The sequence below is a fragment of the Enterobacter sp. BNK-13 genome (assembly GCF_048685015.1).
Taxonomy (GTDB): domain Bacteria; phylum Pseudomonadota; class Gammaproteobacteria; order Enterobacterales; family Enterobacteriaceae; genus Enterobacter; species Enterobacter quasiroggenkampii.
Map to the genome: position 1 here is coordinate 1,872,545 of NZ_JBLQTP010000001.1, position 23,053 is coordinate 1,895,597.

4 protein-coding genes are annotated in these 23,053 nt (G+C 62.0%); all 4 read left to right on the forward strand.

The genetic code is table 11. From position 1 onward, the window contains the following. Nucleotides 1-145 precede the first annotated feature (145 nt). On the forward strand, nucleotides 146-1,483 hold the full coding sequence (locus ACMGGQ_RS09160) for a TolC family outer membrane protein (protein WP_045910489.1): 1,338 nt from the start codon (nucleotides 146-148) through the stop codon (nucleotides 1,481-1,483). A 121-nt stretch (nucleotides 1,484-1,604) separates the two neighbouring features. After that, nucleotides 1,605-19,610, forward strand: coding sequence for an Ig-like domain-containing protein (locus tag ACMGGQ_RS09165; protein ID WP_420289902.1), 18,006 nt, complete (start codon nucleotides 1,605-1,607; stop codon nucleotides 19,608-19,610). Between the two features lie 72 nt (nucleotides 19,611-19,682). Beyond that, nucleotides 19,683-21,863 (forward strand): type I secretion system permease/ATPase, encoded by a 2,181-nt coding sequence (locus tag ACMGGQ_RS09170; RefSeq protein WP_048030549.1) that lies wholly within the window; start codon nucleotides 19,683-19,685, stop codon nucleotides 21,861-21,863. Then, nucleotides 21,860-23,035, forward strand: a complete 1,176-nt coding sequence (locus ACMGGQ_RS09175; RefSeq protein WP_045910492.1) for an HlyD family type I secretion periplasmic adaptor subunit — start codon at nucleotides 21,860-21,862, stop codon at nucleotides 23,033-23,035. The genes ACMGGQ_RS09170 and ACMGGQ_RS09175 overlap by 4 nt, the downstream gene beginning before the upstream one ends. Nucleotides 23,036-23,053: the final 18 nt, after the last annotated feature.

Consider the following 23,053-nt stretch of genomic DNA (forward strand, 5'->3'; position numbering starts at 1 on the left):
GCAGGCAGATCTCATCTCCAGAGGAAATGGGTATGGGGAGTTTTACCTAAAATTCGGCAAGGATGCGAAATAAGATATTTGTCTAATTATCTATACCTCTTTTTGGGTAATTGCTTCAGTGTCACTCAGAGTCAGGGAGATAAAAATGACGATATTGCGAAAGCCTATGTTACGTCGATTTACAGCAGCACTGGCATTCATTTCATTAGCCATAAATACGGCGTACGCCAATAGTAGTCAGGTGGGTATTGCCCCGGTTGCCACGACAACCTTAAAAGAAAGTATTCTTTTTGCTATCGATCGCGATCCGTCGATTAGTCAGCAGGCCGCGCAACTCGGTATTGGTCAGGCGCAAATAGATGAAGCGCGCAGCGGCTGGATGCCGCAAATATCGCTGAACGGCAGCACGGGCCATAGCCAGACCACCGATTCCAGCGGGTCGCTGAAGAATTCAGCCGCGTGGGGGCTGAGCCTGACGCAGCTGATATATGACTTTGGCAAGACCAATAACAGCATCAGCCAGTCTTCCGCCCAGCGCGATAGCTACCGCTACCAGCTGATGAGCACGCTCTCTGACGTGGCGGAAAAAACGGCGCTGAGCTATGTCGAGGTCAAACGCTATGCCGATCTGCTGCAGGCGGCAAAGGAGAACGTTCAGGCGCTAAAAAATGTTGAGCAGCTGGCAAAGCTGCGCGCCGACGCGGGCGTGAGCTCGACCTCCGATGAGCTCCAGACCCGCACGCGTATTGCCGGCATGCAGGCGACGGTCGCGCAGTATCACGCCGCCTTAAACAGCGCCCGCGCAAGGCTCGCGGTATTAACCGGAATGCAGGCCGATAACTTTTCGCCTGTACCCGCAAATCTCGCTGTTGAGCCTGATTCGCTCAACCGCATTGATTATTCGCTGATACCGGCGGTCATGGCCGCGCAAAACATGGAGCGCTCAGCCCAGTATGGCGTGGAAACGGCGAAGTCCCAGCACTGGCCGACCCTAAGCCTGAAGGGCGGACGTACCCGTTACGAGTCGGACAACCGTTCGTACTGGGACGACCAGATCCAGCTCAACATTGACGCACCGCTTTATCAGGGCGGCGCGGTCTCTGCACGCGTGCGGCAGGCTGAAGGAGCACGGGCGATGGCTTCCTCTCAGGTCGATCAGGCGCGTTTCGATGTCCTGCAAAAAGCCTCCGTCGCGCAGGCGGACTGGACCGGTGCACGGGGAAGAATGGAGGCCGGGAAACAGCAGCTGGAAAATGCCCTGCGCGCCCGTGATGTCTATAAAAATGAGTACACCCTGAGCAAGCGGAGCATTAACGATCTGCTCAGCGTTGAGCAGGATGTCTGGCAGGCCACCTCGGCGAAAATAATCGCTGAGTATGATGGCTGGAGTTCGGCAATTAATTATGCTTCCGCGGTTGATAATTTAATGCCGCTTATTGGAATAGAGAAAAACGCTGCCGCAAAATTACCCGATTTGAGTTAAAAAAAGACGCGTATTGTCGCGAAAAATAAGTCTGAAAATAATGGGTGTTTTTTCCCAGGGATAGCTACATCCGTCTGGTGGACATATCCACAGGAATCCGTACACCTGCAAGGAGAGAAATATGAGTAACATAAAGGTTGTTGATGTCATCATTCGCAAAACGGCGGAGAAAACGAAATTAACCGGCGAAGGGAATTTGTCGGTCTCTATTTCATCCCCGAGCGTGATTGAAATCCAGGGTTCTGCTCAGGATGTGGCGCGTTATGTCCGTCAGGGGAAAGACCTCCTCATTTATATGAAAGATGGCAGCGTGATTCGCTGCAATAACTATTTTGTTGAAGATCCTGAAACGCATACTCAGTCAGAGCTGGTATTCAACGATCGTCAGGAACTGACGCATATTTCTTTTGCCGATGCCGGGGAAGCATCAGGCGTGGCGGTGACCGAGTTAACCGCGCAGGCCACACCGATTAGCAGCATTCAACCTTTCCTGGAGCAGGAAAGCGTCTTAAGCGACGCGCCGTGGGGCTGGATTGCGGGAGCTGCATTAGGCGGCGGTGCCATCGGGGCGCTGCTGGCAAACGGCGGCGACGGCGATACTAAAACAAAAGTTATTGATAATACGAAAGAGGTGGAAAGCGCCACGCCAACCTTCCTGCTGTCGGATAAAGCGGGCGACAAGCAGGGCGTGCTGACAGCAAACGCGATCACGGACGACAACACGCCAACTTTTAGCGGTACCGGTCAGCCGGGCGCGACGATCCAGATCAAAGACAGCAGCGGCAGCACCATCGCCAGCGCCATGGTGAGTAAAGAGGGCACCTGGACGGTAAAATTACCGACCCAGACGGACGGGGAACACACCTGGTCGGTGGTGCAGATCGACGGCAGTAAGACTACCGATGCGGGCAATATCACCGTAACGGTCTCGACCGCCGAGGCCGCCATTACGCTGGCCACCACGGCGGGCGATAACGTGCTTAACGCCAGCGAGCAATCCGCAGGCTTTACGCTCTCCGGCGCCAGCAAGAATCTGGCGCAGGGCACCGAACTTACCGTGACGCTAAACGGTAAAACCTACGCGGCCGTGGTGGGCGCTGACGGGACGTGGAGCGTTAACGTACCCGCGGCCGACGCGCAGGCGCTGGGCGATGGCACCTGGACGGTTAACGTCAGCGGCAAAGACGCGGCGGGTAACACCGTGAGCGGCAGCCAGACAATCGGCGTGGATACCGTCGCGCCAATCCTCTCTGTCGATACCCTCGCGCAGGATAACATCATTAATGCCGCCGAGCACAGCCAGCCGCTGACGCTGACCGGCAAAACGAATGCGGAAGCCGGTCAGATCGTCACAGTCACGCTGAACGGTAAAAACTACAACGCCACGGTGGGCAGCGACGGCACCTGGTCCGTCACGCTTGCGGCGGGCGATGTGCAGGCGCTCAGCGAGGGCAATCACACCCTGACGGTGAACGTCAGCGACAAAGCGGGCAACGGCTCGTCTGTCACCGCCGATTTTGCGGTGGATACCACCGCGCCGGTTGTCACCATCGATACCGTGGCGGGCGACGATATTCTCAATACCAGCGAACAGGGTCAGGCGCAGATTATCTCCGGGCAGGCAAACGGCGCCGCCGCGGGGGATGTGGTCACCGTGACCGTTGGCGGCCAGTCCTTCACCGGCGTGGTGCTGGCGGACGGCAGCTGGAGCGTGGGCGTTCCGGCATCCGTGCTGGGCGCGCTGGGTGAAGGCAACCACACGATTTCAGTTTCCGTGACCGACGCGGCAGGCAACACCGGCAGCGCCACACACGGCATTACGCTGAGCGGCAACCCGCCAGAATTTACGATTGATACCATCAGCCAGGACAACGTGTTGAATGCTCAGGAGGCAATGCAGCCGCTGAGCCTGACCGGCACCAGCAACCTGCCTGACGGCAGCGCCATCACCGTGACGCTGAACAACGTCAGCTATCAGGCCACCGTTGAAAACGGCATCTGGGCGGTCCAGGTGCCGGTTTCCGACGTCCTGAATCTGGCGAACACCCTTTACACCGTCAGCGTCAGCGGTACTGACAGCGTGGGTAACAGCGGCTCTGCCGCGGCGACGCTGCTGGTGGATACCGTGCTGCCGCAGGTGATCATCAACACCTTTGCGGGGGACAACCTGGTCAATAACGCCGAAGCGGGTGTGGATCAAACGCTCAGCGGTCGCGTCACCGGCGCGGCGGCGGGCGATACCGTTTCTGTTACCGTGGGCGGCAAGAGCTACACCGCCACGGTGGGCAGCGATCTGACCTGGAGCGTGAAAATCCCGTCAGCGGATCTTAAGGCGTTCGGCGACGGCGATTTAACCTTCACCGCGTCGGTGACCAATTCGCACGGCAATACCGGTACCGGCGAGCGCGATATCAACATCAACGCACAGCTGCCGGGCCTGCGTGTGAACACCATTTCCGGCGATGACGTGGTCAACGCCATTGAGCAGCAGCAGGATCTGACCGTCACCGGCTCCAGCACCCATCTGGCTGCCGGCACGCAGATTACCGTCACCATCAATAACGTTGAGTACGTTACCGCGGTGAACGCCAGCGGCCACTGGCAGATCGGCGTCCCGGCTGCGGACCTGCAGGCCTGGACCGCGGGAGAGGTGACGGTTAGCGTCAGCGCTGAAGATGCCTGGGGCAATACCGTTGCGGCTGAACACCCGATTGAACTCGATCTGAACGCCGTGGCGGTCACCATTGATACCGTCTCCGGCGACGACCTGCTGAATGCGGCAGAAAAAGGCGCCGATTTAACCCTTTCCGGCCAGACGCAGGGCGTGGAGGCGGGGCAGACCGTGGTGGTGAAATTCGCCGACCAGACCTTTACCGCACAGGTGCAGCAGGACGGCTCCTGGAGCCTGACCGTGCCTGCCAGCGCCATGGAAACCCTGATCGACGGGCGCGCGCAGGTGAGCGTCAGCGTCACGAACGTCAATGGCAACAGTGCCGACGCGTCGCGCGTGGTCACGGTGGATACGCTGCCGCCAGCGATTACGCTCGATAATCTGACCGCCGACAACATCATCAACGCGGCTGAGGCGCAGCAGGATTTAGCCTTGAGCGGCACCAGCAGTGCTGAAGCAGGCCAGACGGTCACCGTGACGCTGAACGGTAAAACGTATCAGACCACGGTCCAGACGGACGGTACCTGGCAGCTGATCGTTCCGGCGGCTGATGTCGGCGCCCTCAACGATGGCATCGTGACCGTGACGGCCACCGTGAGCGACGTGGCGGGCAACAGCAGCAGCGCCGACCGCGTGGGTCTGGTGGACGCGACCGTGCCGCAGGTGACCATCAACGACTTTGTCACCGACACTAACACCGTTAACCAGCTCGCCCATTCACAGGCGCAAATCCTGAGCGGCTCCGTCACCGGTGCGGCAGCGGGCGACCTTGTGACCATTACCATTAACAGCGTCGATTACACCACCGTGGTGGATGCGGCGGGCAACTGGAGCCTTGGCCTGCCGGCGTCCGTCGTGCAGGGGCTGACTGACGGCACCTGGACCATCGACGTCTCCGTGACCGACAGGTCCGGCAATACCGGAAGCACTTCGCTGGACGTGGTGGTGAATACCGTGACGCCTGTCATCGGTATCAACACGCTGGCGGCAGACGACGTGATTAACGCGACCGAGAAAGGCGAAGATCTGCAGATTTCCGGCACCAGCAACCAGCCGGAAGGCACGACCATTACGGTGACCCTGAACGGCATACACTATACGGCCACCGCTGACGCCAGCGGCAACTGGAGCCTGACCGTTCCGGCGGCAAACGTCTCGGCGCTGGGCGAAGCGAATTACACCGTGACGGCGAACGTCACCGATAGCGTAGGCAACAGCGCCTCAACCTCGCACGATGTGCTGGTGGACAGCTCGCTGCCGGTGGTAACGATCAACACGCTGGCGGGCGACAATATCGTTAACGCGGCGGAAGTGGCGGCGGGGCAAACCCTTTCCGGTAAGGTGACGAACGCGGCGGCAGGTGACACTGTCACGATTATCCTCGGCGGTCAGACATACACGGCAACCGTGCAGGACGATCTCACCTGGAGCCTGCCGTTAACGGAGAGTCAGTTCACCGCGCTCGGCAACGGCGATCTCACCGTATCGGCCAGCGTGACCAACGGCCACGGCAATACCGGCTCTTCTTCTCTCGACTTCACCATCGACGCCCAGCTTCCGGGGCTGCGTATTGATACGGTCGCAGGCGACGACGTGATTAACGTGATTGAACACGCGCAGAACCTGATTGTGTCCGGCACCAGCACCGATCTGGCGGCGGGCAGTGCCGTGACCGTGACCATCAACGGCAAAGCGTATTCCGCAACGGTGCTGGCAGACGGTACCTGGCAGGCGGCGGTACCGGCGGCGGACGTGTCCCAGTGGGCGGATGGCTCGCTGGATATCAAGGCAAGCGCGCAGGATGCCTCCGGCAACCCGGTAACCATCGGGACCGTCGTGGACGTCGATCTCGCGCCGGTCGCCATCACCATCAGCAGCGTGACCGACGACAACGTGCTTAACGTGGCGGAAAAAGGCCAGGATCTGGTGCTGTCCGGTACGACATCCAACGTTGAAGCGGGCCAGACCGTCACCATCACCTTCGCAGGGAAAAAGTATACCACGACGGTGGATGGCAACGGCGACTGGACCTGGACCGTTCCGGCTGCCGATCTGAGCGGCCTGAAAGAGGGTGACGCCAGCGTGCAGGTCAGCGTCACCAACGTGAACGGCAACGCGGCCTCTTCGGCGCAGGCATTCAGCGTCGACACCACCGCGCCGACGGTGACCATTAACACCGTCAGCGGCGATAACATGCTGAATGCGGCTGAGGCGGCGCAGGATCTGACCCTGAGCGGGACGTCTACGGCCGAAGCAGGCCAGACGGTCACCGTGACCTTCAACGGCAATCAGTACACCGCGCAGGTGCAGGCGGACGGCAGCTGGACGCTCGACGTGCCTGCGGCGGATCTGGCAGGCATTACCGATGGCAGCGCGGCGGTCACGGCGACCGTGTCCGATAAAGCAGGTAACCCGGCTAGCGCGGGATCCTCGGTGCTGGTGGACACCACCGTGCCGCAGATCACCTTCAACATCGTTGCCGGCGACGACATCGTGAATATTGCCGAGCACGGCCAGGCGCTGATCGTCTCCGGTAAGGTGACGGGCGCGCAGGCGGGCGACGTGATTACCGTGACCCTGAACGGTAAAGACTACACCGCCATGCTGGACGCGTCCGGCAGCTGGAGCGTGGGCGTTCCGGCGGCGGACGTGGGCGCGCTGGCTAATGGTGACCAGACGATCTCCGCGACCCTCACCGACAAAGCCGGTAATAGCGCCAGCGCGACGCACGAATTTGACGTCTCCCTGACCGCGCCGGTCATTGTCATCAATAACCTGGCGGTTGACGACGTGATCAACGCGACCGAGAAAGGCCAGGATCTGCAGGTATCCGGCACCAGTAACCAGCCGGACGGAACGACCATTACGGTGACCCTGAACGGAATCAGCTATACGGCCACCACCGACGCGAGCGGGAACTGGAGCGTGACCGTTCCGGCGGCAAACGTCTCGGCGCTGGGCGAAGCGAGCTACACCGTGACGGCGAGCGTGACTGACGCCGCGGGCAACAGCGCGAGCACCGGCCACAGCGTGCTGGTCGACAGCGCGCTGCCGCAGGTCACCATCAACCCGGTCGCGACGGACGATGTCATTAACGCAGCGGAAGTGGCTGCCGGACAGACCCTGAGCGGGAAAGTGAGCGGTGCGGCGAGCGGTGACACTGTCACCATTTCCATCGGCGGCAATATCTATACTGCGACGGTTCAGGACGATCTGAGCTGGTCGGTCAACGTGCCGTCCTCGGTCTTAACCGCCATCGGTAACGGCGATCTGACGGTGTCAGCCAGCGTCACCAACGGCCACGGCAACACCGGCACCGGCGAGCGCGACATCAGCATCGACGCAAACCTGCCGGGCCTGCGCGTCGATACCGTGGCAGGCGACGATGTGATCAATAGCATTGAGCACGCTCAAAACCTGGTTATTACCGGCTCCAGCGACGGACTGGCGAGCGGCTCCGCGCTGACGGTCACCGTCAACGGCAAAACCTACGCGGCCATCGTACTGGCGGACGGCACCTGGACGGCGGCCATTCCGGCGGCAGACGTCAGCGCGCTGGCTGCGGGCACGGTCACCGTGACCGTGGAGGGGCAAAGCGCCGCGGGGAATCCGGTGACCATCAGCCATGACGTGAAGGTGGATCTGGCGGCAGTCGCCATCAGCATTAACCCGATTGCCTCTGACGACGTGATTAACGCGGCAGAGAAAGGCGCGGACCTGGTGCTGTCCGGCTCCACCACCAACGTGGAAGAAAACCAGACCGTTACCATCACCTTCGGCGGCAAGTCGTACACCGCGACGGTCGATGCCGACGGCAACTGGACGGCTACCGTACCGTCTGCCGACGTGGGCAGCCTGAAGGACGGCGACGCCAGCGTGCAGGTGAGCGTGACCAACGTGAACGGCAACAGCGCGTCGGCGGGCCGCGAGTACAGCGTGGACGCGACCGCGCCGACGGTGTCTATTGAAATCATCAGCGACAACAACATCATCAATGCGGCTGAAGCGCAGCAGGATCTGGTGATTAACGGCGTCACCAACGCCGAAGCGGGCCAGACCGTCACCGTGACCCTGAACGGTGTGGACTATACCACCACCGTGCAGGCTAACGGCAGCTGGAGCGTGACCGTGCCGTCCGCGGATCTGAGCGGTATTACCGACGGGAACTACACCGTCAGCGCCGCCGTATCGGACAAAGCGGGCAACCCGGCCTCCGCGGATCGCGACGTGCTGGTAGATACCACCGTTCCACAGTTGACCATTCACACCGTGTCCGACGACGACGTGATCAACAGCGTCGAGCATGCGCAGGCCCTGATTGTCACCGGTTCCGTGACGGGCGCGGCGGCGGGCGACGTGGTCACGGTCACCCTCAACGGCAAATCGTACACCGCCACCCTGGACGCCTCCGGCAACTGGAGCGTGGGCGTGCCTGCGGCGGACGTCACCGCGCTGGCCGCCGGGGATTACACCATTACCGCGGCGCTGACCGATAAAGCGGGCAACAGCAACAGCGCCACGCACGGCGTGGAGGTGAACCTGACCGCGCCGGGGCTGACCATTGACACCGTTTCCGGTGACGATGTGATCAACAACACAGAGAAAACCCAGGACCTGACCCTCTCCGGTACGGCTTCCGGCCTGGCGGCAGGCGCGGTGGTGACCGTGGTGCTGAACGGCAAAGCGTACAGTGCGCAGGTGGACGATAACGGAAAATGGACCACCACCGTTCCGGCGAGCGAAGTCGGTCAGCTGGGCGAGGCGCTTTACACCGTCACCGCCTCGGCGACGGACAGCGTCGGTAACAGCACCAGCGCGTCGCACACCGTAAACGTGGAGTCCGTTCTGCCGGGCGTGATCGTCAACACCATTGCGGGCGACGACGTGATTAACGCGGCGGAGCTGGCAGCCGGCCAGACCATCAGCGGTAAGGTGGTGAATGCCGAAGCGGGCAATACCGTGACCGTGACGATTGGCGGTAACATCTACACCGCAGCGGTGAAGAGCGATCTCACCTGGTCCGTTAACGTGCCGTCGGACGTGCTGACTGCGCTGGGTAACGGCGATTTAACGGTGTCGGCCAGCGTGACCAACGGCGTCGGCAACAGCGGATCCGCTGAGCGCGATATCACTATCGACGCTAACCTGCCGGGCCTGCGCGTGGATGCCGTGGCGGGCGACGACGTGATCAACAGTATCGAACACGGGCAGAACCTGATTATCACCGGCACCAGCGACGGGCTGGCGGCGGGGGCGGCGCTGACCGTGACCGTCAACGGCAAAACCTATCCGGCGACCGTGCTGGCGGACGGCACCTGGCGCGCGGCGATCCCGGCTGCGGACGTGGGTGCCCTGGCGGCAGGCACGGTCACCGTGACCGTGACAGGCCAGAGCAGCGCCGGTAATCCGGTCTCCATCAGCCATGATGTGACGGTGGACCTGGCGACCGTTGCCATCAGCATCGATGCGATTGCCGCCGACGACGTGATTAATGCCGCCGAGAAGGGCGCGGATCTGGTGCTCTCCGGGGCGACCTCAAACGTTGAGGAAAACCAGACCGTTACCATCATCTTCGGCGGCAAGAGCTACACCGCGACCGTAGGTGCCGACGGCAAATGGACGACCACGGTGCCAGCCGCCGACCTGGCGGGTCTGAAAGACGGCGACGCCAGCGTGCAGGTGAGCGTCACCAACGTGAACGGCAACAGCGCCTCGGCGGGCCGCGAGTACAGCGTGGATGCGACCGCGCCGAGCGTGACCATCAACACCCTGGCGACGGACGACATCCTTAATGCCGCCGAAGCGAAGAGCGATCTGACCGTGTCCGGTACCAGTACCGCCGAAGCGGGCCAGACGGTCACCGTATCGCTGAACGGCAAAGACTACACCACCACCGTCAGCGCGGATGGCAGCTGGACGCTGAACATTCCGGCGGCCGATCTGGCAGGATTAACCGACGGCAGCGTCACCGTGACCGCAAGCGTCAGCGACAAGGCGGGTAACCCGGCGTCCGTGGACCACAACCTGACGGTGGATGTGACCGTTCCTGCGGTCACTATCAACACCATCGCGGGTGACGATGTGATTAACGTGGCTGAACACAGTCAGGCACACGTTATCAGCGGCACCGCCACCGGCGCGGCAGCGGGCGATAAGGTGACCGTCACCATCGGCGGCCAGACTTACACTACCGTGCTGGACGCGGCGGGGAACTGGAGCGTGGGCGTACCGGCCAGCGTCATTTCCGGCCTCAGCGACGGCACCGTGACCGTCACGGCGTCGGTCACCGACGCGGCGGGCAACACCGGCACCGGCAGCCATAACGTGACCGTCGATACCGGTCTGCCGTCCGTGGCCTTCAACGCCATCAGCGACGATAACGTGCTGAACGCGGTGGAAAAAGGTCTGGACCTGAGCGTCAGCGGCACCAGCGCCAACCTGGCGGAAGGCACCGTGGTGACCGTGACCCTGAACGGCAAAAACTACACGGCGACGACTGCGGCAGACGGTACCTGGAGCCTGACGGTTCCGGCGGCGGATCTGGCCGGTCTGGGTCAGGCCAACTACACCCTGAACGCGACCGCCACCAACGGGGTGGGCAACAGCGTCAGCAACACCGCGAACCTGCTGGTAGACACCGCGCTGCCAACGGTCACCATCAACACCGTGGCGGGCGATAACGTCATTAATGCGGCGGAAGTGGCCTCAGGCCAGACCCTGAGCGGCACCGTGGCGAATGCCGAAGCGGGCAATACCGTGACCGTGACCATTGGTGGCAACAGCTACACCGCAACGGTGCAGAACGACCTGACCTGGTCCGTCAACGTGCCGTCTGACGTGCTGACCGCGCTGGGCAACGGCAGCCTGAGCGTGACGGCGACCGTCACCAACGGCCACGGCAACACCGGCACCGGCGAGCGCGAGATCGCGATCGACGCTAACCTGCCGGGCCTGCGCGTCGATACCGTCGCGGGCGACAACGTGGTCAACAGCATTGAGCATGCGCAGAATCTCATTGTCACCGGCTCCAGCGACGGGCTGGCACCGGGCACGGCGCTGACCGTCACCATCAACGGCAAAGACTATGCGGCCACGGTGCTGGCGGACGGCACCTGGAGCGCGGCTGTGCCGTCTACCGACGTGAGCGCGTGGCCGGAAGGCAGCGTCAAAATCAGCGTCACCGGCGACAGCGCTGCGGGCAATCCGATTACCATCAGCCACGATGTGACGGTAGATCTGGCGACCGTTGCCATCAGCATCAATGCGATTGCCACCGACGACGTGATTAACGCGGCGGAGAAGGGCGCGGATCTGGTGCTGTCCGGTGCGACCATCAACGTGGAAGCCGGGCAGACCGTGACCATCAGCCTGAACGGCAAAATCTACACCACCACGGTGGACGACAGCGGCAACTGGAGCTGGACCGTACCGTCTGCGGATCTGGCTGGCCTGAAGGACGGCGATGCCAGCGTGCAGGTGAGCGTCACCAACGTGAACGGCAACAGCGCCTCGGCGGGCCGCGAGTACAGCGTGGATGCGACCGCACCGAGCGTGACCATCAACACTCTGGCGACGGACGACATTCTTAATGCCGCCGAAGCGAATAGCGAACTGACCGTGTCCGGCAGCAGCTCTGCCGAAGCGGGCCAGACGGTGACCGTGTCGCTGAACGGCAAAGACTACACCACCACCGTCAGCGCGGACGGCAGCTGGACGCTGAACGTCCCGGCGGCCGATGTAGCGGCCCTGACGGACGGCAGTGTGACCGTGACCGCAAGCGTCAGCGACAAGGCGGGTAACCCGGTGTCCGTTGATCACAACCTGACGGTGGACGTCACCGTTCCGGCGGTGACCATCAACACCGTAGCGGGTGACGATGTTATTAACCTCGCAGAACACAGCCAGGCGCACATCATCAGCGGTACCGCCACCGGCGCGGCCGCGGGCGATAAGGTCACCGTCACCATCGGCGGCCAGACGTACACCACCGTGCTGGACGCGGCGGGTAACTGGAGCGTGGGCGTACCGGCAAGCGTGATTTCCGGCCTCAGCGACGGCACCGTGACCGTGACTGCGTCCGTCACCGACACGGCGGGCAACACCGGCACCGGTACGCATAACGTGACCGTCGATACCGGCCTGCAATCGGTCAGCTTCAACGCCATCAGCGGTGACAACGTGCTGAATGCGGTGGAGAAAGGTCAGGATCTGAGCGTGAGCGGCACCAGCGCCAACCTGGCGGAAGGCACCGTGGTGACCGTGACCCTGAACGGCAAAAACTACACGGCGACGACCGCGGCAGACGGAAGCTGGAGCCTGACGGTCCCGGCGGCGGATCTGGCGAGCCTGGGCGAAGCCAACTACACCCTGAGCGCGGCCGCCACCAACGGCGTGGGCAACAGCGTGAGCAACACCGCGAACCTGCTGGTAGACACCGCGCTGCCGGGCGTCACCATCAACACCGTGGCGGGCGATAACGTCATTAACGCGGCGGAAGTGGCCGCGGGCCAGACCCTCAGCGGCAAGGTAACGAACGCGGAAGCGGGCAATACCGTCACCGTGACCATTGGCGGCAACACCTACACCGCGACGGTGCAGAGCGATCTGACCTGGTCCGTGAACGTGCCGGAGTCCGTCCTGACGGCGCTGGGCAATGGCGATTTGACCGTGTCAGCAACCGTCACCAACGGCCATGGTAATACCGGGACCGGCGAGCGCGAGATCGCGATCGACGCTAACCTGCCGGGCCTGCGCGTTGATACCGTGGCGGGCGACGATGTGATCAACAGCATCGAACATACTCAAAACCTGATCGTCTCCGGCACCAGCGACGGGCTGGCGGCAGGCACAACGCTCACCGTGACCGTCAATGGCAAAACTTATGCGGCCTCCGTGCTGGCAGACGGTTCCTGGAGCGCGGCGATCCCGGCGGCAGACGTCGCGGCCTTCGCAGCAGGTACGGTCACCGTGACCGTTGCAGGCCAGAGCGCGGCGGGCAACCCGGTGACCATCAGCCATGACGTGACCGTCGATCTGGCGGCGGTGGCTATCAGCATCGATGCGATTGCCACCGACGACGTGATTAACGCGGCGGAGAAAGGTGCGGATCTGGTGCTCTCCGGCAGCACCTCGAACGTGGAGGAAAACCAGACCGTTACGGTTACCTTCGGCGGCAAGACGTACACCGCGAAGGTGGATGCTGACGGTAACTGGACGGCCACCGTGCCGTCCGCGGATCTCGCGGGCCTGAGAGACGGTGACGCCAGCGTGCAGGTGAGCGTCACCAACGCGCACGGCAACAGCGCCACGGCGGGCCGGGAGTACAGCGTGGACGCGACTGCGCCAACCGTGACCATTGATACGGTCGCAGGCGATAACGTGATTAACGGCAGCGAAGCGGCTGCGGGCGTTGCTATCTCCGGCACCACCACGGCGGAAGCCGGGCAGACGGTCACCGTGACGCTGGGCGGTAAGAGCTATACCGCCCAGGTGCAGCAGGGCGGCGTCTGGAGCGTGAACGTTCCGGGCAGCGATCTGACCGCACTGGCGGATAGCGGCTACACCGTGCAGGTGAGCGTGAGCGACGCGGCGGGTAATCCGGGCAGCGCGGGTAAGACGATTACGCTTGATACCACGCCGCCGACCGTCAGCTTTAACGTGGTGGCGGGCGATGACGTGATTAACAGCGTGGAGCACGGCCAGGCGCAGATCGTCAGCGGGTCGGCAACCGGCGCGAACGTCGGTGATAAAGTGGTTATCACCCTCGGTTCGCACCAGTACACCACTACCGTTGACGCCAGCGGCAACTGGAGCGTGGGCGTTCCGGCCAGCGTGATTTCCGCGCTGACTGACGGCACCGTGACCCTCAGCGCGACCATTACCGACAGCGCGGGTAACAGCAGCACCCAGACCCATGACGTGGTGGTCAACACCGCCTCCGTGGCGCTGACGGTGAACACCGTTAGCGGTGACGACGTCATCAACGCGGCTGAAGCCGGTTCGTCACTGGTGATTAACGGCTCCAGCGCGCAGTTCGCCAGCGGGACCCAGGTCACCGTGACCCTGAACGGCAAGACCTATACCGCCACGATACAGAACGACGGCACCTGGACGACAACCGTACCGGCCGCCGACGTGGGCGCCCTGGCCGATGGTGCACGCTATCAGGTGTCCGTATCGGCACAGGACAGCGCGGGCAACAGCGCGTCGGCAACGCACGGCATCAGCGTGGATACCACTGCGCCGGTGGTGAGCATTGGGACGCTGTCGGTTGACGACATGCTGAACGCCGCGGAAGCGCAGCAGCCGCTGACCGTGCACGGATCTTCCAGCGCGGAGGCGGGTCAGACCGTTACCGTGACGCTGGGCGGCAAAACCTACACTGCGCTTGTCGGCAGCGACGGCACCTGGACGCTCGACGTGCCGGCAGCCGACCTGGCGGCCCTGAGCCAGGGCGCGCTGACGGTCACTGCCTCGGTCAACGATAAAGCGGGTAATAACGGCCAGACCACGCACACCTTAACAGTGGATACCGTTGCGCCAACCGTAACCATCAGCACTGTGGCCGATGACGATATCGTCAACAACGCGGAGCAGCTGGCGGGCCAGACCATCCGCGGCACGACCACGGCGGAACAGGGCCAGACGGTGACCGTCTCCTTCAACGGGCACAGCTATCAGGCGACCGTCGGGGCAGACGGATCGTGGTCGGTCTTCGTGCCGGGCCGTGATTTCCTCGGCCTGAGCGACGGGGAGTACACCATCACCGCTTCGGTGAACGACAAGGCGGGCAACCCGGGCAGCGCAACGCACGACGTGACGCTGAACGGCGATGTTCCAACCATCACCATTAACACCTTTGCGCAGGACGACATCGTCAACGCCGCCGAGCACGGCACGGCGCTGGTCATCAGCGGCACCACCGACGCGCCGGCAGGCCAGACGGTGACCATCACGCTAAACGGTAAAACCTATGCGGCTACCGTCCAGAATGACGGTACCTGGAGCTACACGGTGGGAAGCGCTGACGTGACCGCGTTGGCAGACGGCGGCTCGTACGTGATTAACGCGCAGGTCAGCAATACCATCGGCAACAGCGCCAGCGATAACCATACCGTCACGGTCGATCTGACCGCGCCGTCGATGGGGATCGCTATTGATTCGCTGCAAAACGACACCGGCCTGAGCGCGAGTGATTTCATCACCAACGACAGCCACGTTGTGGTCAACGGCTCGCTGACCGCGCAGCTCAGCAATAACGAGAAGGCGCAGATCAGCCTCGACGGCGGCGTCACCTGGATTGACCTGACCGTGACCGGCACCACCTGGCGCTACGCCGATGGCCGCACCCTGACGGACGGGACGTATCAGTACCAGGTCCGCGTGATTGATAACGCGGGCAACGTGGGGGCCACGGACAGCCAGGACGTGGTGATTGACCTGACGAAGCCTGCGGCAACCACCATTACCGTGGATTCCATTACGCAGGATACCGGCCTGTCCGGCAGCGACTTTATCACCAGCGACAACCAGATCAGCCTGAAAGGGACGCTGGGCGCGGCGCTGGGCAGCGGCGACCACGCGCAGATCAGCCTTGACGGCGGCGTCACCTGGACCGACGTCAGCGTCAGCGGCCTGAGCTGGACGTATGTCGATGGCCGTACGCTGGCCGACGGGGATTACAACTACCAGCTGCGCGTGATTGACGATGCGGGCAACATCAGCGCCAACGCCTCTCAGGTGGTGACCATTGATACCGTTGCGCCGGACGCCAGCAAAACGATCGCCATCGACAGCATCAGCGACGATACCGGCCTGAGCAGCAGCGACTTTATCACTCGCGATACGTCCCTGACGTTGCACGGCTCGCTCGGCGCGACGCTGGCCGACGGCGAATACGCCCAGATCAGCATCGACGGCGGCGTCACCTGGCAGAACGTGATCGTCACCGGCAACAGCTGGTACTACGTCGATAGCCGCACGCTGGGTAACCAGACCTATGACTACTACGTCCGCGTGGTGGATGCCGCCGGTAACGTGGGGGCCAGCGCCCATCAGCAGGTGACCGTCGATACGGTCGCCCCGGATGCGGCGATTACGGTGACCGTGGATAACATTACCGTGGATACCGGCTTCGATAATAACGACTTCCTGACCAGTTCGACCTCGTACACGCTGCACGGAACGCTCGGCGCAGAACTCGGCGCGGGTGAATTCGTGCAGGTGAGCATGGACGGCGGCACGACCTGGGTATACGCCACCGTAAGCGGTACGCAGTGGAGCTACAGCGACACGCGTACCCTGACCGACGGCAGCCATAACTACCAGGTGCGGGTCGTTGATCTGGCGGGTAACGTTGGGGCCACCACCTCGCAGGCGGTGACGGTGGATACGCAGGCGCCGCAGTATGGCGTCACCATCGACAGCATCAGCGAAGATACCGGGCAGTCCGGCAGTGATTTCATCACCATGGACACCACGCTGACCATCAACGGTTCGCTGGGCAGCGCGCTGGCAAGCGACGAGCGCGTACAGATCAGCCTCGACGGCGGGAATACCTGGCTTGATACCACGGTCACCAACCAGCGCTGGAGCTACACCGATACCCGCGATCTGCCTGACGGGGACTACACCTACCAGGTGCGGATTATCGACCAGGCGGGCAACGTGGGTTCCACTGCGTCTCAGGTCGTCACGGTAGACACCACGCCGCCGACCACGGTTGGCACGGTCGTGAGCTACACCGACGGCGAAGGCGAGCGTCAGGGCACCTTTGGCAGCGCGGTGGCAACGGACGATAACTCGCCGCTGATCAACGGGACGCTTAACCGTGCCCCGGACGACGGTGAGATCGTGCAGCTTTACCATGACGGGGTTCTGCTCGGCCAGGTGACCATGAACGGCAGCGCAAGCTGGTCCTTCCAGGACAACGGCCTGAGCGACGGGAATCACACCTACATCGTGCGCGTCACCGACAGGGCCGGAAACTACACGGAATCCGACGGCTTCGTGCTGAACGTTGATACCAGCATCCCGACCACCACGGCGGCGATTACCGCGCAGACCACGTCTGATACCACGCCGATTGTCACCGGTACCGTCTCCGCTGACCTGGTGAACGGTGAATATCTGGTGGTGACGGTGAACGGCAAAACCTACACCTCCCAGACGGGCGGTGCGGTGGTGGTCGACCCGGATCACAACACCTGGTATCTGCAGATCCCGGACGGCGATGTGCTGAGCGTGGCGAGCTACAGCGTGACCGCGCAGGTGAAGAGCAGCGCGGGTAACGGCAATACCACCGGTACGGCGACCGGCAGCCTTGTGATTGATACCACCTCGGTGAACACCGACTGGGCAACCACGGCGGGGAACAGCAACAACTCCACCATGACCCTCGGCATGAACAGCAGCGGTCTGTGGAATATCATCGCTAACGGCCAGTCTTACTCCAGCAGCGATAGCTCGACCTATGCCGGCAATACGCTGACTAACACCCGTAACTACTACGTGGTGAGCCAGACCGCCGCCGACTTTGACCGTAACGGCACGCAGGACATTTTCGCGACGGAAAATACCTACGCCGGGTCAACGCAGGTGATGTGGACCTACGATGGCAGCACCTATAACGCCAGTCAGCTGGCAATGGGGACCACCATCTGGTACGGCGGTGTGATTGCGTACGATAAAACCGGGGATGGGTATCTGGATCTGGCGTACGGCGATGCCGGTATGGACTCCCTGACCTATCTGGTGAACAACAAGGGTGTCCTGTCGCCGGACGGCACCGGTGGAGAAGGCGGTTTCTACGGCCAGTTTGATTCCGGGCGCGAAATCTCCGGCGTTGACCTGAACAACGACGGTACGGTGGATATTGTTCAGCACACCAACCGCAGCGGCGCGTACTCGTTAACCGTGATCAACAACAACGGCAACGGGACGTTATCCATCGGTCAGAACCTGACGAACGTGTTTGTGGCTAACGCCTCGAATACCACCACGGCGGCGTCCATGACGTGGGCGGACTTCAACGGCGATGGCTACATGGATCTGTACCTGGGCAGCAGCTACAACAACAACGGCGGGGTGATCTACTACAACGACGGCACCGGGAAGCTCTCGGCCACCAAGAGCGCGGTCGAGGCCTCTAACGCAGCGGCGGGCTATCTGTCGGTGGCGGTGGACTGGAACGGTGACGGGCAGATGGACATCATCAAGCTCAGCACCTACGGCGGCTCGCAGACGGCGACGCTGTTCACCAACAACGGCTACGGCTCCACCTGGACCTCAAGCCAGCTGGCTTCAGGCATTGCTTACGCCACCGGCGTGGCGGCAGTGGACTACAACTGGGACGGTGCGCAGGACCTGCTGGTCTCTCAGCAGAACGGCAAGGTGGTGCTGGTGCAAAACAGCAAAACCATTGCTGACGGCACCGCGATGCATCTGCACATTGTCGACAGCGAGGGCATCAACGCCTACTACGGCAATACGGTCAACCTGTACAACGCCGCGGGCGTGCTGGTGGCCTCGCAGATCATTAACGCCCAGTCCGGTATCGGGTCGAACGATACGTCCGCGCTGGTGAGCTTCTACGGGCTGGATCCGAATGAAACCTATTCGGCCGAGATCCTGAAGATCACCAACGGCGTGTCGGATAACGTCACCTGGAGCGGCCTGGAGGCGGGCAACGGCAAGGAGGGCTACGTCCTGACGGCCGAAGCGGCCACCGGCGGCCACAGCGGAACCATTACCGGGACCGGGTATAACGACACCTTTATCGCCGAAAATGGCACTTATACCTACAACGGTTCCGGCGGCTGGACTACCCATTCCGACCATGACACCTGGAGCAACACCGGTGGGATGGACGTGGTGGATTACCGCAATGCGACCTCTGGCGTGACCGTGGATCTGCGCCTCTCAACCGCGCAGAACACCGGCTTCGGCACCACGCGTCTGCTGAACATCGAAGGGATTAACGGCTCGGATTACGACGACGTGATCACCGGCAACAGCGGTGATAACCGGTTCGAAGGCCGCGGCGGAAATGACACCTTCAACATCGGCAGCGGCGGTCACGATACGCTGCTCTACAAGCTGATCAACGCCTCGGATGCCACGGGCGGTAACGGTCACGACGTGGTGAACGGCTTTACGGTCGGCACCTGGGAAGGGACGGCAGACACGGATCGTATTGACCTGCGCGATCTGCTTTCCGGCAGCGGCTATACCGGCACGGGCTCGGCGAGCTACGTGAACGGCGTGGCCACGCTGGACAGCAGCGCGGGCAATATCAGCGATTACATCCGCGTGGTGCAGAACGGCAGCAATACCGAGATCCAGGTTGACCTGGACGGTACCGGCGGTCAGTTCTCGCCAACCACCCTGGTGACGCTGAACGGCGTGCAGACGGATCTGGCGACGCTGCTGGCGAACCATCAACTGTTAATTGCGTAAAACAACGCCGCGGGGAGCGATCCCCGCGGCCTTTTGGCGTTTCTTTACACGAATTGCGTTAACCCGGAGATTATGAAGACACATCCACAGTACGAACCCTGGCTGCAGGGCATGCTCATCATCGCGAAGCACTACCGGCTGGACTTTTCGGTGGAGCACGTTCGGGTCACGATTAACCATGAAAGCCAGTCGCCGCGCCAGCTGGTGCTGGAGGAGATGGCGCGCCAGCTTGGGCTGGGGATGCGTGTGGTGGCGGCGGAAGCGGTCTCCCTCGATCCGTGGCGTCTGCCGCTGCTGGCAGAATTCACCGGCGGGCAGATTGCGGTGATCAACCGCATGGACAACGAAGGCAACGTCAGCCTGCAGTTCAGCGGCGACGGCGGCCTGGAGACGACGCTGACGCGCGAGGCGCTCGGGTCGCGATTAAAGGGCCTGATGGTGCTGCGCCCGCTCGAGTCCACGCCGGATGCCCGCGTGGATGACTACATCAAACCGTATGAGAAAAACTGGTTCTGGCAGCTGGCGCTGAAGGACTGGCGACGCTACAGCGACATTATGCTGGTGGCGCTGGTCGCCAACGTGCTGGCGCTTTCCGGCATGGTCTTCTCCATGCAGGTCTACGACAGGGTAGTACCATCGCAGTCAGAAGCCACGCTGTGGGTGCTGTTTGGCGGCGTGATGATTGCCATCGTGTTCGAATTCATCATGCGCATGCTGCGTGTGCACATTTCTGACGTGGTAGGGAAGCGCGCCGATCTGCGCATCTCTGAACGCGTCTTTGCCCACGCGCTGCGGATTAAAAACGGCGCACGCTCGAAATCAACCGGATCGTTTATCGCGCAGATCCGCGAGCTGGAGTCGGTGCGCGAGCTGATCACCTCGACGACCATTGCGGCCCTCTCCGATCTGCCGTTCTTCCTGCTGTTCGTCTTCATTCTGTGGATGATTGGCGGTCCGCTGGTGCTGGTGGTCCTGCTCGCCGTGCCGCTGTTGCTTATTCCGGGCCTGCTGGTGCAGCGCCCGCTGGGGAAACTCTCCAGCGAAGGGATGCGTGAATCCGCCATTCGCAACGCCACGCTGGTGGAAGCGGTGCAGGGCATTGAAGACATCAAGCTGATGCGCGCCGAGCAGCGTTTCCAGAATCAGTGGAATAACACCAACGACGTTGCCGCCAGCGTCGGCATGAAGCAGCGCTGGCTGACGGGCCTGCTGCTTACCTGGACCCAGGAGGTGCAGTCCATTGTTTACGCAGTGGTGCTGCTGGTGGGCTGTTACCTGGTCATCAGCGGCGACATGACCACCGGTGCGCTGGTGGGTACCTCGATTCTGGCGTCGCGGACCATTGCGCCGCTGTCGCAGATCTCAGGCGTGCTCTCGCGCTGGCAGTCGGCAAAAGTTGCCCGTAAGGGGCTGGACGACCTGATGCAGCGGCCGATTGACGATCCGCAGCACGGCAAGAAGGTGCACAAAGCCCACCTGCGCGGCGATTATGCGCTTGAGGACGTGGGGTTTTACTACGACGAGGAAGAGAAACTCACCGTGCTCAACATCAGCAAGCTGCAGATCCGCGCCGGAGAGCGTGTGGCGGTGCTCGGGCGCAATGGCTCCGGCAAAAGCACGCTGTTACAGCTTCTGGCGGGCATGCAGGAGCCGCAGCAGGGCAGCATTCTGCTGGACGATATTGCCCTCAATCACCTCGACCCGGCCGACGTGCGTCGCGACATGCAGCTGCTGAGCCAGCAGGCCCGTCTGTTCTTTGGCTCCGTGCGGGACAACATCCTGATGGGTAACCCGCTGGCGACCGACGATGAGATTCACCAGGCGCTGGTCAACAGCGGCGCGCTGGAGTTTGTGCGCAAACAGAAAATGGGGCTGAACACTATCATCAACGAGGGCGGAACGGGACTCTCGGGCGGACAGCGTCAGGCGCTGCTGCTGGCGCGCGCCCTGATCACCTCGCCGACTATTCTGCTGCTGGACGAGCCTACCGCCTGGCTGGACGAAATGAGCGAGAAGCAGTTTATTCAGCATCTTCACACATGGCTGGGTAAGCGCCGCACGCTGGTGGTGGCGACGCATCGCCTGCCGATTCTGGACCTGGTCGACCGCATCATCGTGCTGGAAAACGGCAAGGTGGTGATGGACGGCCCGCGCGACGCCATCCTGCACCAGCATGGTATGGCGCCGCAAAAGACAGCGCAGCGCACCGTGACCATGAAACCGGCGGCGGTTGCAGAGGAGGGGGCGGCATGAATGATTTCTCCCGTTTTAATAGCCGACTGAAGGAGCCGCGCCTTCCGCGCTCTACCCTGGTGGCATGGTCCCTGTTCGCCCTGCTGGTGGTGTTTATCGCCTGGGCGAGCCTGTTCCATCTTGATGAGGTGACGACAGGCAGCGGCAAGGTGATACCGTCTTCGCATGAGCAGGTCATCCAGTCCCTGGAAGGCGGCATTATCCACAGCCTGATGGTGCGCGAAGGCGACATCGTCGAGCGCGGCCAGCAGCTCGCGCAGCTTGATCGGACAAAAACCGAGTCGAGCGTGCTGGAGAGCGAGTCGCGTCTGAATGCGGCGCTGGCCACGGCGGCACGCCTGAAGGCCGAAGTTAACGACACGGAGCTGACGTTTCCCGAGGAGCTGGATGACGACGTTGAGCTGGTTAAGCAGGAAACGGCGCTCTATCAGTCCCGTCGCGAGAGCCTTGAAAAAGGGCTGGCGGGTTTACGTCAGGGTGCCGAGCTGGTGCAGCGTGAGCTGTCGTTGACCCGTCCGCTGGTGACCCAGGGGGCGGCCAGCAAGGTGGAGGTGCTGCGTCTTGAGCGTCAAAAAAATGAGCTTGAGAATAAAATCACCGAGATGAAAAACCAGTATTACGTCCGCGCCCGCGAAGAGCTGGCGAAAGCCAATGCGGAGATTGAAGCCCAGCGTTCGGTGATGAAGGGACGGGAAGACTCCCTGACCCGACTGACCTTCAATGCGCCGGTTCGCGGGATCGTGAAGGATATTGACGTCACGACCGTGGGCGGCGTCATCCCGCCGAACGGCAAGCTGATGAGTCTGGTTCCGCTTGACGATCAGATGGTGGTAGAAGCGAAAATTTCACCGCGCGATGTGGCGTTTATCCATCCCGGCCAGAAGGCGCTGGTGAAAGTGACGGCCTATGATTACTCCATTTACGGTGGGCTGGAAGGGGAAGTGACCATGATTTCGCCGGACACCCTGCAGGATGAGGTGAAAAGAGATGTTTATTACTATCGCGTCTATATTCGTACCGACAGTAACCATCTGACCAATAAGCAAGGTCAGGAGTTCCCGGTCTTTCCGGGCATGATTGCCACCGTAGACATTAAAACCGGCAGCAAAACCATTCTGGATTATCTGTTGAAACCGCTGAACAAGGCAAAAGAGGCGCTGCGGGAAAGATAAGTGAACGGCGTTCGGAAC

Excerpts from the sequence above, each read along its gene's own strand:
- ACMGGQ_RS09160 (WP_045910489.1), top strand. The coding sequence starts at position 146 with ATGACGATATTGCGAAAGCCTATGTTACGTCGATTTACAGCAGCACTG.
- ACMGGQ_RS09165 (WP_420289902.1), top strand. The coding sequence starts at position 1,605 with ATGAGTAACATAAAGGTTGTTGATGTCATCATTCGCAAAACGGCGGAG.
- ACMGGQ_RS09170 (WP_048030549.1), top strand. The coding sequence starts at position 19,683 with ATGAAGACACATCCACAGTACGAACCCTGGCTGCAGGGCATGCTCATC.
- ACMGGQ_RS09175 (WP_045910492.1), top strand. The coding sequence starts at position 21,860 with ATGAATGATTTCTCCCGTTTTAATAGCCGACTGAAGGAGCCGCGCCTT.